Source organism: Kibdelosporangium banguiense (assembly GCF_017876405.1).
Taxonomy (GTDB): Bacteria; Actinomycetota; Actinomycetes; order Mycobacteriales; family Pseudonocardiaceae; genus Kibdelosporangium; species Kibdelosporangium banguiense.
Window position 1 is genome coordinate 10,004,677 of sequence record NZ_JAGINW010000001.1, and the last position, 13,308, is coordinate 10,017,984.

The 13,308-nt window shown below is 65.9% G+C and carries 11 protein-coding genes; 7 read left to right on the forward strand and 4 right to left on the reverse strand.

The annotated features are described in order from the left end of the window. Positions 1-6: 6 nt before the first annotated feature. From JOF56_RS45045 to JOF56_RS45055, 3 genes are read right to left on the reverse strand one after another with little or no spacing between them, the layout of a single operon-like run. The gene (locus JOF56_RS45045) at positions 7-543 is read right to left on the reverse strand and encodes a nucleotide exchange factor GrpE (RefSeq protein ID WP_209645662.1); all 537 of its coding nucleotides are present in this window, start codon (positions 541-543) and stop codon (positions 7-9) included. 3 nt (positions 544-546) lie between these two features. Further along, positions 547-2,424, reverse strand: coding sequence for a molecular chaperone DnaK (gene dnaK / locus JOF56_RS45050; protein WP_209645663.1), 1,878 nt, complete (start codon positions 2,422-2,424; stop codon positions 547-549). Positions 2,425-2,448: 24 nt separating this feature from the next. Next, complete coding sequence (locus JOF56_RS45055) at positions 2,449-2,976, reverse strand: YflT domain-containing protein (RefSeq protein ID WP_209645664.1); 528 nt, start codon at positions 2,974-2,976, stop codon at positions 2,449-2,451. 172 nt (positions 2,977-3,148) lie between these two features. Between JOF56_RS45055 and JOF56_RS45060 the strand changes: the two genes are divergently transcribed. Beyond that, a complete protein-coding gene (locus JOF56_RS45060; protein ID WP_307855549.1) occupies positions 3,149-4,840 on the forward strand; it encodes a PucR family transcriptional regulator in 1,692 nt (563 codons plus the stop codon). Positions 4,841-5,222: 382 nt separating this feature from the next. On the opposite strand, the gene JOF56_RS45070 is transcribed toward JOF56_RS45060, so the two are convergent. Beyond that, entirely contained in the window at positions 5,223-6,260 is a 1,038-nt protein-coding gene (locus JOF56_RS45070; RefSeq protein ID WP_307855550.1) for an AraC family transcriptional regulator, read from the reverse strand. A 124-nt stretch (positions 6,261-6,384) separates the two neighbouring features. On the opposite strand from JOF56_RS45070, the gene JOF56_RS45075 reads away from it, so the two are divergent. The 6 genes from JOF56_RS45075 to JOF56_RS45100 all read left to right on the forward strand — a co-directional run bounded on the left by JOF56_RS45075 (position 6,385) and on the right by JOF56_RS45100 (position 13,304). After that, on the forward strand, positions 6,385-7,359 hold the full coding sequence (locus JOF56_RS45075) for a quinone oxidoreductase family protein (RefSeq protein WP_209645665.1): 975 nt from the start codon (positions 6,385-6,387) through the stop codon (positions 7,357-7,359). A 34-nt stretch (positions 7,360-7,393) separates the two neighbouring features. Continuing rightward, positions 7,394-8,293: a TauD/TfdA dioxygenase family protein gene (locus JOF56_RS45080; RefSeq protein ID WP_209645666.1), complete on the forward strand. Its 900-nt coding sequence runs from the start codon at positions 7,394-7,396 to the stop codon at positions 8,291-8,293. A gap of 40 nt (positions 8,294-8,333) precedes the next feature. Then, on the forward strand, positions 8,334-9,386 hold the full coding sequence (locus tag JOF56_RS45085) for a beta-keto acid cleavage family enzyme (RefSeq protein ID WP_209645667.1): 1,053 nt from the start codon (positions 8,334-8,336) through the stop codon (positions 9,384-9,386). Positions 9,387-9,481: 95 nt separating this feature from the next. Next, positions 9,482-10,759, forward strand: coding sequence for an MFS transporter (locus JOF56_RS45090; protein WP_307855551.1), 1,278 nt, complete (start codon positions 9,482-9,484; stop codon positions 10,757-10,759). Positions 10,760-10,916: 157 nt separating this feature from the next. Then, positions 10,917-12,008, forward strand: a complete 1,092-nt coding sequence (locus tag JOF56_RS60430; RefSeq protein WP_307855552.1) for an integrase core domain-containing protein — start codon at positions 10,917-10,919, stop codon at positions 12,006-12,008. Positions 12,009-12,926: 918 nt separating this feature from the next. Then, complete coding sequence (locus JOF56_RS45100; RefSeq protein ID WP_307855553.1) at positions 12,927-13,304, forward strand: group I truncated hemoglobin; 378 nt, start codon at positions 12,927-12,929, stop codon at positions 13,302-13,304. Positions 13,305-13,308: the final 4 nt, after the last annotated feature.

Sequence of the window (13,308 nt, forward strand, 5' to 3'; positions counted from 1 at the left end):
GCGCGGTCACCCCCGGCGGCTGACCGTCACCGCGGCCGGTCGCAGTTGCCGTTCGCCATCTCCGTAGCCAGGCCGCAGCACGTCCACCACAGTGCCCGGCGGGACATCCGGTTTGTCCACCGCGGCGACCGCCTCGTGTTTGGCGGTGTCGAACGGAATCCCGGTCTGGTCCTGTCGCGGGTATCCCAGTGCGGTCAGAAGACCGACCGCGTGGTCCCGGACCGCCTGAATACCGGCGACGATCGCGCGTGGATCGGCTTCGGCATGGGCGAGCGCACGCTCGATATCGTCCAGCACGGTCAGCCAGTCCGCGGCGACCCGGTCCCGCTCGGCCGCCCGCTCACGCCGCAGCTCCCGTGCGTACCGCTTGCGCAGGTTGTCCAGGTCGGCGACGGCCCGCCGCCAGCGGTCCGCCAACTCGGCGAGCTCGGCCGGCGGCTGCTGGGCCGATTCGTTCCGGGCCGAGTCGTGCTGTGCCGGTTCTTGTTGCGCCGGCTCCTTTCGGGCGGCCTCCGGCTGGCCGGACTCGTTCTGGGTGGGCACGGGTCAGCTCCGGTCGAACTCGGCGTCGATGACATCGTTGTCGGCCACCCCGGACCCGGAGCCGGACCGGGTACCGCCGTCGCCGCCCGGCCGGGCCGCCGCGAGGCCATGGTAGAGCTGCTGGAGTTCGGCGGTGAGCGATCGCACCCGATCGAGCGGTGCCTCGTTCTTGACCGCGTCACGCGCGTCGTTGATCAGGATCTCGGCGCGCGCCTTGTCGTGTGGCTGGGCGGCGTCGCCGAGCTCGGCCAGCCGTCGTTCCACCTGATAGGCGACCGAGTCCAGCTCGTTGTGGGCGTCGACGGCCTCGCGCATGGCCTTGTCCTCGGACCGGTGCTGCTCGGACTCGGTCATCATCCGCTGCACTTCGCCGGGGTCGAGGTTCGATGCCTCGCTGATGGTGATGCCCTGCACTTTGCCGGTGTCCTTGTCGCGTGCCGTGACGTGCAGAATGCCGTTCGCGTCGATGTCGAAGGTGACCTCGATCTGCGGCTCGCCACGCGGTGCGGGCCGGATGTCGGTCAGCTGGAACCGGCCGAGCCCCCGGTTGTCCGCCGCTCGCTCTCGTTCTCCTTGCAGTACAACGATGTCGACAGCGGGCTGGTTGTCTTCCGCGGTGGAGAACACCTCAGTGCGGCGGGCCGGGATGGTGGTGTTCCGTTCGATGATCTTGGTCATCACGCCGCCGCGGGTCTCCACACCCAGCGACAGCGGGGTGACGTCGAGCAGCAGCACGTCGGAGACCTCGCCCTTGAGCACCCCGGCCTGGATGGCGGCGCCCATCCCCACCACCTCGTCCGGGTTGACGCTCATGTTGGGGTCCTTGCCGCCGGTCAGCCTGCGAACCAGGTTCTGCACCGCCGGGATCCGGGTCGAGCCACCGACCAGGATGACCTCGTCGATGTCGTTCGCGGACACCTTGGCGTCGGCCATCGCCTGCTGCACCGGGCCGAGGCAGCGCTGCACCAGGTCGTGGGTGAGCTCGTCGAAGGTGGCTCGCCTGATGGTCGTGGTCAGGTGCTTCGGGCCGGCGGCGTCCGCAGTGATGAACGGCAGGTTCACCTGCGTCTGGGTGACCGAGCTCAGCTCCACTTTGGCCTTTTCCGCCGCCTCGAACAACCGTTGCAGCGCTTGCGGGTCCTTGCGCAGGTCGATGCCGTTGTCCCGCTGGAACGTCTCGGCGAGGTGGTCGACCAGGCGACGGTCGAAGTCGTCGCCGCCGAGGTGCCCGTCGCCGGCGGTGGCCCGTACCTCGACCACGCCGTCACCCACGTCGAGCAGGCTCACGTCGAAGGTGCCGCCGCCCAGGTCGAACACCATCACCGTCTCGTGGCTCTTCTTGTCCAGCCCGTAGGCGAGCGCGGCCGCGGTCGGCTCGTTGATGATCCGCAACACGTTGAGCCCGGCGATCCGTCCGGCGTCCTTTGTGGCCTGCCGTTGCGCGTCATTGAAGTAGGCCGGCACGGTGATCACGGCCTCGGTCACCTTCTCACCGAGGAACTTCGACGCGTCGTCGGCCAGCTTGCGCAACACCTGCGCGCTGATCTCCTCCGGTGCGAACAACTTCCCGTGCACTTGGAAGCGGGCCAAGCCACCCGGCCCTTCCACCACGTCGAAGCCGACCGCCTTGGTCTCCTCGGAGATCTCGTCGTACCGGCGCCCGATGAACCGCTTCGCGGAATAGACAGTCCCCTTGGGATTCAGGATCGCCTGCCGCCGGGCAAGCTGACCTACCAGCCGTTCGCCGCTATCGGTGAACGCGACCACCGACGGCGTCGTCCGGGATCCTTCGGCGTTGGGGATCACGGTCGCCTCGTCGCCTTCCCAGGCGGCGATCACCGAGTTGGTCGTGCCCAGATCGATTCCGACTGCCTTCGCCATGAGCTGCCTCCTCGGGCGTCCGCGCTACTTCTCAGGGGCTTTGAGAGCGCTCTCACGCTGGATGAGCAGACGCGTGGCCTCGTCGGCCACCTCGGCATCGACCTGAACCTCATAGCGGCTCGGCATCATCATCCGGATGGACGAGAAATCACGGCGCCCGCCCTGCAGCGCGTAGGCGATCAGCCCGAAAATCGCGCCCACCACAGCGCCGAAGATCAATCCGTACGCGGCCAATGTCAGGCTCGCCACCAGCGGCCGGACCCAGTCGAACAGGCCGAAGATCCACCCCACCAGTGCGCCGACCAGTGCACCGGAGCCCGCGCCGTGCAATGCGGCACGGCCCCAGTTGAGCCGTCCGACCACCTGTTCGACCATCCGCACGTCGTGACCGACGATGGCCACCCGCTCGACCGGGAACTTCTGGTCCGACAGGAAGTCCACCGCGCGCTCGGCCTCGCCGTAGCTGGCGAACGCGGCGATGACCCGCCGTTGCCCGGTGTCGGCGGGATCGGTGGTTGATCGCCGGTTTTCCTTGTCATGCCTGAGTACCATGGCGACTCCTCCGTCTGTCTACCTAGGACAAGATCGTGCCGTGGCATAGGCAGGGTCCCAGAACCTCGCCGGATTCCGCTTGCCTCTGGCCGGTCGAAATCCACCGGCCTGATTGGTCCTGGCAGGGTGAGACCAACCGGTACTGCGGGTCACCAGCGGGTAACGTAGAGGTGTGACTTCGGCCGGATCGGCGGACACGCAGTCCTGGGGCCGATCTCACCTGTCCAGCCTGCACAGTCTGTTCGTGCTGTCGACGATGATGTTCAGCGATCGCGACGAGGAGGACATCCTGAAGCTGGCCATGTCCTCGGTCGCCTCCCTCGGCCCCTGCCAAGCCGAGGCCGGTTACCTGGTCCGCGACAACTCGCTGGTGCGGACCGCCACTCGGGGACGGTGTCCGGCGCTCGACGAGATCGACGGCGCAGTGCGTGCCCTGGGCGGTGAGGACGGCGCGATCATCGCGGGCAATAGCCCTTGGTGCTGGGCGTTCGCATTACGGCGAATCGGCGCGCCGAACGGGTACCTGGTGGTAAGCGCGGACCGTGAGCCATTCAGGGACGAGTTCTTCCTGCTCAAGGCGCTCGCCCAGCTGACCGCGACGGCGATGTCGAACGCGTCGTCGCATCAGCGGGAACGTGAGCAGGCCAAGGAACTTCGCCGGTTGTACGAGGAACGTGCGGCCGTGAACGCCGAGCTCATGCGGACAGTGTCTGATCTGGAACGGGCACGGCACGTGCATGAGGTGCTCACCAAGGTGATCGCCTTGCACGGCGAGCAAGGTATTGCCGCAGCGTTGTTCGAGCTGACGGGACACGCGGTGGCGGTCGAGGACCGGTTCGGGAACCTCCGGGCGTGGGAGGGGCCCGGTTGCCCGGATCCCTACCCGAAGCCGCACGCCGTACGGCGGGAGGAGGTACTCAGTCGTGCGGTCCGGGAGGGCGGTTCCACAAGGGAGAAGGACCGTCTGCTCGTTCTGGTCCAGCCGCGCGACGAGATCCTCGGTGTGCTCTTGCTCATCGATCCGGAGAAGACAGCGGGCGATCACGAGATGTTCGTTCTCGAACGCGGCGCGGTCATCCTGGCGCTGGAGTTCACCTACCAGCACAAGCTTGCCGAGATGGAGCTACGCCTACGGCGCGAACTGGTGGAGGACTTGCTCTCCGGCACCGACGACGCGAGCGCCTACGCGCGATCCGAAGTCATCGGCCACGACCTGCAAGGACCTCACTATGTAGCGGTGCTGCATTGGCCCGGGATCGCTGACGGCAAGGTGGTTCGCGCAGTTGAGCACGCAGCGGTCCGGATGCAGCTGCAAGTCCTGGTGACCAGGCGGCCGAAGGCGGTGGTGGCGCTGTTCCGCGGCCGGCCGGACGCCCGGGCCCTGTATCGGGCGATCGGCAAGGAGCTGAGGCCGGCCAACGGTTCGATCGGTGTGGGCGGGCGGTGCGACTGTCCGGCCGACTTCCCCCGGTCGTTCTTCGAGGCCGGCCGGGCACTGGACATCCGGATGATGTCGCGGACCCCGGACGGGATCACGTCCTACGACGAGCTCGGGGTGTTCCGCATCCTGCAGACCGGCGAGAACGGCAGTGAGATCGAGCAGTTCGTGCACGAGTGGCTCGGCGCCCTGATCGACTACGACTACCGCCGCAACGCCGAACTGGTGCCGACGTTGTCGCATTTCCTTGAGTGCGGCGGGAACTACGATGCCGCGGCGGCGGAACTGCTGATCCACCGCAGCACGCTGCGATACCGCCTGCGGCGTATCCGCGAGATCACCGGCTTCGACCTGACCGACGTCGACCAGCGCCTCAACCTGCACATGGCCACCCGCGCGTGGAAGATGATCGAGGGCGCGCCGTGAGGAGAACCCTTACTACGCCGGCCCGCTGCAGCTGTCTGGCCACAGTGGACTGTGCGGCCGCGTTCGGCCGAGTAGCGGTGCCTGGTCCAGCCGTGCGCGCCTAACCTGGCGGCGTGAAGATTCGTCGCAGGTTTGTTTTGGCTCTAGTGGCCGTGTTCATCGCCGCAGTGGCGGTAACGATCACGAGCGGAACCGCGTCGGCTACCGACGGGACCATCATCGTCGAGGACTGAAGCCGTACCGGTCCGCCAGGACCCCCGCCCTGGTAAACCCCGGCAAGCTCGAGCGCGCGACGCGCCAATGCGGCCACGACCCTGCAGGTTTCCGCGACGGGGCAGATCGTCGTCGACGACACAATGCGGTCGGTCTCGCACCCCGACGTCTACGCCGTCGGTGATGCCGCGCTCGCAACAGGCGCGAGCGGCACACCACTGGCACGCCATTGGCTGGGGCTGCATCCGAATCGCCCTCGGAACCAGCGAGAGAAGTTGCTCGACGAGGAGAAGGACAGCAGAGTGGCGATCTCGGTCAGAGAGTAACGCCGGTTGCTCACCATGTGTTCGGCTAGTTCGGTCCGTATCGAGTTCAGTACCGACGAAAACGTCTCGTTCGCGTCGGCGAGGTGCCGGTGGACGGTCCTGCGGTCGACGCCGAGGCTACGGGCTATCTGCTCGACCGAACATCGGCCGGAGGGCAGCAGAAGTTCGACGAGTTCCCGGACTCGATTCAGGGTCGTCGTTTCTTTCGAGGGTTCGAGGGAGTCGAGGAACTGTTGGGCATAGGTGCGCAACTGCGGGTCCGCCATCTTGTTCGGTGTGTCAAGATCACTTGCATAGAACACGATCCCGTTGAATTCATGCTCGAACTTGACCGCTGGTCCGAAGAACTTTCGATGGGTGCTCGCGTCCGCCGGAGGCGGGTGCGTGAAGCAGACGGTGACCGGCTGCCACAAGGTGCCGAGGAAGTCGCGCAGCAGCCGGTGGAGTACGCCCACAGCCAACTCCGTCGCTTGCCTCGTCTGCGCCGATTCACCGAATTCGAACCCGATGCGGACGGTCGCCAATCCGTTCATCACGGACATGCGCATTCGCAGTGCCTCGTTGTACATGTTTTCGTGGCGGATCAGCATTCCGAGAGCGCTGCGGAGATCCGACTCCTCGCGAATGACCAGGCTCAGGGGCCCGAGGTTGGCCAACCGTCGACGTTCGGCCAGTCTCAGGCCGAAGTCCTGGTGCCCGGACGTCGCCGCTGACTGCTCGAGGAGCCTGGCGATCGCCACGGCGGGGATCCAGCGATCCGGAAGGCCCAGGTCGGCGGGATCGAGGCCGACGCCTCTCATCAGCCGTGCCGGGTCGATGCCGACCGACTGACTGACCTCGACGTAGCTGTTCAGCGCGGCATAGCGAGCGAGGGTTTTCACGATCGCGTCCCGGGTTGAATACTTTGCTGTCACCTCAGGATAAGCATCGGTCGTCGAGGCTGCCTACCGTTTGGTGCTGTACGCGGCAGATGAGACCACCCGATTCCGACCTGAGGAGAACGCCGTGGCAAACGCGGTTCGCTACTACGAGACTGGTGGCCCAGAGGTCATGCGGTGGGAAACTGTCGAGGTCGGCGAACCAGGGCCGGGTCAGGTCCGGGTCCGCCATGAGGCGGTTGGACTGAACTTCGCCGACACGTACTTCCGCGCCGGCCTCTACCCGGTCGAGTTGCCCGCAGGCATAGGCGTGGAAGCGGCCGGCGTGGTCGAGGCCGTCGGACCAGGGGTAGCGCACGTGCGGGAGGGCGACCGCGTCACCTATACCGGCAGCCCCCTCGGGGCCTACAGCACCGAGCGCGTGATGCCCGCCGCACCACTGATCGCGCTACCAGACGCGATCGCGTTCGACACCGCTGCCGCCATGACCATGCGTGGTCTCGCCGCGGCCTATCTGCTCCGCCGGATCCACCCTCTGAAGCCGGGAGACACCGTTGTGCTGCACGCGGCCGCGGGCGGCGTCGGTCTGATCTTCACGCAGTGGGCGAAACTCCTGGGTATCACGGTGATCGGCACGGTGTCGACGGACGAGAAGGCCGAGATAGCGCGTGCCTACGGGTGCGACCACGTCGTGGTCTACCCCCGCGAGGACGTGGCCGGACGGGTCCGGGAACTCACCGGTGGTGCCGGTGTGCCGGTCGTGTTCGACAGCATCGGCCGGACGACTTTCTCGGCTTCCCTTGATTCGCTGGCCCGGCACGGCCTGTTGGTGTGCTTCGGAACCGCGTCGGGACCTGTCCCACCAATCGACGCCATGCAGCTCGCCGTCAAGGGCTCGCTGTTCGTCACCCGCCCGGCGCTGGCCGACTATATCGCCGACCCCGCGGAGCGCGCCGAGCTGGCGGGAGAGCTCTTCGGCCACGTCGAGTCCGGCCGGATCGAGATCGGCATCAACCAACGCTATGCCCTGGCTGACGCCGTGCGGGCTCATCGCGACCTGGAGGCGGGCCGCGGCATCGGCTCCTCCGTCTTCTCGGTCTGACCCGCCACACGAAACCCAACCCAGAGGATTCGTCATGACCAACACCCCTGAGTCGGCGGACTCGACGCCCGTCGGGTCGTCGACGATCAGGTTCGAGCCGCTCACCTGCTCTATCGGTGCCGAGTTGTTCGGCGTCGACCTCGGCGACGTCAGCCGGGACGACACGCTGTTCACCGAACTGAAGGCGCTGCTGCTCAAGTACAAGGTCCTGTTCCTGCGCGATCAGGACATCAGCCGCGCCGAACACGTGGCATTCGCCCGGCGTTTCGGCGAACTCGAAGACCACCCGCTAGCGAGCAGCGATCCGGAACATCCGGGCCTGGTCCGGATCTACAAGGATCTCGACAGCCCCGCCGAGCACTACGAGAACGCCTATCACTGTGACGCCACCTGGCGGCAGAAGCCGCCGATGGGATGTGTGCTGCGCTGCGTGGAGACACCGAAGGCCGGTGGCGACACGATCTGGGTGAACATGGTCGAGGCGTACGCGAAGCTGCCCGACTACATCAAGACACTGATCGATGGGCTGCGTGCCAGGCACAGCATTGAGGCCACATTCGGTGCGGTGATGCCGGTGGCACAACGCCACCGGTTGAAGGAATACTTTCCCGACGCGGAGCACCCGGTCGTGCGCACTCACCCGGAAACCGGGGAAAAGGTCCTCTTCGTCAACGCGTACACCACACATTTCGTCAATTTCCACACCCCGGAGAACATCCGCTATGGCATCGACTACGCCCCCGGCGGCAGCAACCTGCTCAACTACCTGATCAGTCAGGCCTCGATCCCGGAATACCAGGTCCGCTGGCGGTGGACCCCCAACAGCGTCGCGATCTGGGACAACAGATCCACGCAGCACTACGCGGTTCAGGACTACTGGCCCGGGGTCCGCAAGATGGAGCGGGCCGGAATCATCGGCGACCGGCCATTCTGACCGTCCGATTCAATCCTTCCCCTTTCGACGGGAGAAAATCATGCATTTCCTCGACGACTCACTGTTTCCCGAGAACCAGGAAAAGCTGGTCATCACGGCGGCTCCCTACGGGCCGGAATGGGAACCAGCCGACTTCCCCGAAGACCTTCCGCTGACCATGGACGACCACGTCCGCCAGGCCGTCGACTGCTACAACGCGGGCGCCACCGTGCTGCACATCCACGTGCGGGAGCTTGATGGCAAGGGCTCCAAACGACTGTCGCGGTTCAACGAACTGCTCGACCGGCTGCGTGCGGCCGTCCCCGAGATGATCCTGCAGGTCGGCGGCTCCATCTCCTTCGCGCCGGAACACGAAGGGGCGGACGCCAGGTGGCTCGGCGACGAGGCCCGTCACATGCTGGCCGCGCTGGATCCCGCGCCGGACCAGGTGACCATCGCCATCAACACCTGCCAGATGAACATCATGGAGCTGATGACAGCGGACGACATCGCGGGCACCTCGTTCACGCGACCGGCCGTGGCGGAGGCATACCGCGAAATGTTCGTACCAGCCGGCCCGGCCTGGGTCGAGGAACACCTCAGGCGGCTGCAAGCCGCGGGTATCCAGCCGCATTTCCAGCTGGCCGGCATCCCGCAGTTGGAAACCGTGGAGCGGCTGATCCGGCGGGGGGTCTACACCGGCCCGCTCATGCTGACGTGGGTCGGCATCGGAGGTGGGTTCGATGGCCCCAGTCCGTACAACATGATGGAGTTCATCCGCCGTGTCCCCGACGGTGCGGTGCTCACGCTGGAAACCCTCATGCGCAGTGTCCTGCCGGTCAACACCATGGCGATCGCGATGGGTCTGCACGCCCGCTGCGGCAACGAGGACACGTTGTGGGGCAAGGAGGGCCAGAAGATGACCTCGGTCCAGCAGGTCGAGCAGTTGGCACGTATCGCCGGCGAACTCGGCCGCGAGGTGGCCACTGGAAAGGAGGCCTTCGATATCTACAAGATCGGCGAGCGGTACGCCGACGCCGACGAAACCCTGGCCAAGATCGGGTTCGCGCCGAACCGTCAACCGGGTCAGGTCGGTTTCACGCATCACTCCTGATCGAGGTCTACGCCGATCACGTTCGAGCCAGCACAGGAGTGGCCGTGGAACCGCAAGCTCAGACTGCCGACGCCCCCACAACAGACCCTGTCGCCGTGACAGGAGGGCAAAGGATCTACCCCTGGGTCGTGTTCGGCTTGGCCTTCGTACTGCTGTTGTCGGACTACATGTCGCGGCAGGTCCTCAGCGCGGTTTTCCCGTTCCTGAAGGCAGAGTGGGCGCTGTCCGACTCCCGGCTCGCCGCCCTCAACAGCGTCGTCGCATTGATGGTCGGCCTGCTCACCTTTCCCCTGTCGCTACTGGCGGACCGCTGGGGGCGGGTCAAGAGCCTGGTCCTGATGGCGATCATCTGGAGCGTGGCGACCCTCCTCTGCGCCGTCGCTGTCAACTACGGTCAGTTGCTCGGCGCGCGTTTCCTCGTCGGAGTGGGCGAGGCCGCATATGGCAGCGTGGGCATCGCCGTGGTACTCAGCATGTTCCCGCCCCACCTTCGTGCGTCGCTCAGCGGTGCGCTCATGGCCGGTGGATCGTTCGGCTCAGTGATCGGTGTCGCGCTCGGTGGCGTCATCGCCGTGCAGCTGAGCTGGCGCTGGTCGTTCACCGCCGTCGCGATCTTCGGCCTGCTCCTGGTCGTACTGTTCCGGGTGTTCGTCACCCAGACAAAGGTGGATCGGTATCAGCATGGTGACACGACCGCGACCAGCGGTGAACCGAGAACAACCGCCGGATATCGTGCTCCGCTCACCAGTCTGTTCTCCATCGCCTCGGTGAACTGCGCCTACATCGGTAGCGGTCTGCAGCTGTTCGTCGCCGCCGTCCTGCCGGCCTGGATACCCAGCTTCCTCAATCGCTACCACGCCATGACCCCGGACCGGGCCGGTGCGGTCGCCGCGATCTTCGTCCTGCTCATCGGTGTGGGGATGATCGTCTGCGGCATCGTCACCGACCGGCTCAGCCACGAGCAACCGACGCGTAAATGGACCACGGCCGCCTCCTACAGCCTGCTCGCGGCGGCGCTGCTGATCGTCGGCTTCAACCTCGACGCGGGCGGGCTCCAGCTCGTTCTGATCGGAGCCGGCGCCTTCTTCTCGGCCGGCGCATCCGGCCCGGCGACCGCCATGGTCGCCAACCTCACCCACCCCTCCATCCGGGCCACCGGTTTCGGATCACTCACCCTGGTCAACAGCCTGCTCGGACTGGCTTTGGGCCCCTTCGTCGTCGGGGTGCTGGCCGACCGTCTCGGACTGCTGGAGGCACTGCGGCTGGCGCCGCTGGCCTACATCGGAGCCGTTGCCGCGCTGCTGATCGGCAAGCGCTGCTATCCAGCGGGTACGTCACGACTCACGACGCTGAATCAGAGTCTCTCGGCCTGACTAGGGCCGTGGGCAAACAGTCCGGGAGACCTTGCGCAGCATGACCAATCGGGGCGGTGGAGGGCTGTCAGGGCATAGGCCTCACCTGCCTGTCCTGATCGAGAATGCGGCAATCCGGTTTGACCTGGGCGATCGTGACATCTGATGATCGGCGGTCGTGTCTGTTCGTCTGGTCTATCGGCTCTTCGTCCAGGTGCTGTCCTGGCTTGTGCTGTTCGCTCGGTCGTCGGCATCGAAGGACACGGAGATACTCGCCTTGCGCCACGAGCTCGCTGTGCTGCGACGCAACAACCCAAGTCCCCGCCTGTCCTGGCCGGATCGCGCGGTCCTGGCCGCACTTGCCCGAATGCTTCCCAAAGCCCTACGCGTCCACCGGATAGTCACACCCGCAACGTTGCTGCGCTGGCACCGCAAGCTGATCGCAGCGCAGTGGCGACAGCCGAAGCCTTCGGGTCGTCCGCCGAGCGGCGATGAACTGGCCACGTTCATCCTGCGCCTGGCGAGGGAGAACCGGACCTGGGGTGTGGTCCGTATCCAGGGTGAGCTGCGGCGCCTCGGCCATCGACTCGCCGCCTCGACCATCCGTAAAATCTTGCGCGCCAACGGGATCCCGCCATCGATACGCAGCGATGACACCTGGCGCACCTTCTTACGCGCCCAGGCTGGCAGCCTGCTGGCGATCGACTTCTTCCACGTCGACACCGTGACGCTGAAGAGGCTATATGCCGCGTTCACCATCGAGATCAACATGCGCAGAGTCCACCTGCTCGGCATCACCGAGCATCCAACCGCGGACTGGGCGGTTCAGATGGCCCGCAGTCTTGCCAGTGATCTCGAGGAGGCCGGGCACCGCTTCAGACACCTGATTCGCGACCGTGACGCAAAGTTCAGTGCCGCCTTCGACGCGGTCTTCGCCTCCATCGGCATCCAGATCGTACTCACCGCACCGCAGGCCCCGCGGATGAACACCTTCGCCGAACGCTGGATCGGCTCCGTCCGCCGAGAGTGCACCGACCGGATCCTCATCACCGGAGAACGCCACCTACGCCACCTACTCGACGTCTACATCGCCCATCACAACACCGGGCGCAGCCACCAATGCGACGGGATGCTTCTGCGTGCTCCCGACGATGTCCCGAACATGATCCCATTCCCTGCCAAATCGGCGAGATCCGACGCCGACAGCATCTCGGCGGACTGCTCAACGAATACCGACCCGCCGCATGAAACTCCAGGCCAGAACCGGTAACCGAGATTTCGACCAGGACAGGCGCAAGTTGTTGCTGGCCGAGGTGGAAGCGCGGCGCACCGGCCGATCGTCATGCGGGACAGGCTGGCGACGCCGAGGAACTGTAGCGGCGAACGATTCCACGCCGTGGACCACTTATATCCACATTGGACCTCGAATGAAGGACAGCGATCGCGCATCCGCCCAGACACCAACCACGCCATCACATCGCCGGTCACACCCGCAATGGACACACCAGTAACCACAACAGGAGCTTGCCTCCACTATGGACTCCCGACCACGGTCGCGGTCAGCCCTCTGCTGCGGCGGGCTTGTCCGATCGACCGGACTCTTGCACGCTTGCCGGGGTTTTCCGGTCTGCCGCGAAGCGGTCGGAATCCGATCATCCATAATAGACATATGTTGATACGGCGAGCGAACGTACTGGCAGCGCGAGAACCTGTGGATTGAGGGCTGCGGCGGGCACCGTGGGCGGCTGCAGTGAATATTCACTGATCGTTCTTGCGGGTGTCGGCGGACTGGCTCAGCGACTGGGCGGTCAGATCGAGTGCCACTGCCTCGTCGGCTCGTCCGATGTGATCGAGGTGGTTGCGTAGCTGCGCCGATGCGCGGCGATAGGCGGGTCCGTGGAGCGCCGGATCCTGCTGTGCGCAGACTTTCCGTATCGCGGCGGCTTCTCTGAACGCTCCGCCGAGTAGAGTTGCGCCAACGTGGCTGGTTGCACGTGCACCGCAATGCCGTGTTTCACTGGAGCGGCAAAGGTCGGGATGCCCCCTTGGAGAGCATCCCGTGAGTCTCGCACCGCTGCCGGCCGCTGGTGTGCGGCGAGTTTTGCCTGGCCGCGTCAGTCGCGTCATGTCTCGGCAACGTTCCGGCAGTTGCCTGGTCGGACAATCGGGGTTCGGGGAGGCGATGATGATGACCATCTACGAGCGGATCGGTGGCCAGGAAGCGTTGATCGCCGTGGTGGACGACTTCTACGTGCGGGTACTCGCCGACCCGCAGCTGGCGCCGTTCTTCGCGGGGGCGAACATGTCCCGGCTCAAGGGGATGCAGATGGAGTTCTTCGCGGCCGCGCTCGGCGGCCCGCACGAGTACTCCGGCCGGGCCATGAAAGATGTCCACCAGGGACGGGGCATCGGCCAGGTGCACTTCGACCTCGTGGCCGAGCACCTCACCGAGGCGCTGGCCGCGGCCGGCGTGCCGGACGAAACCGTGACCGCCATCATCGGCGCGATCGCACCACTGGCGGCCGACATCGTCTCACCCTCCGCCGACACGACTCCGGCGGCATAGAACC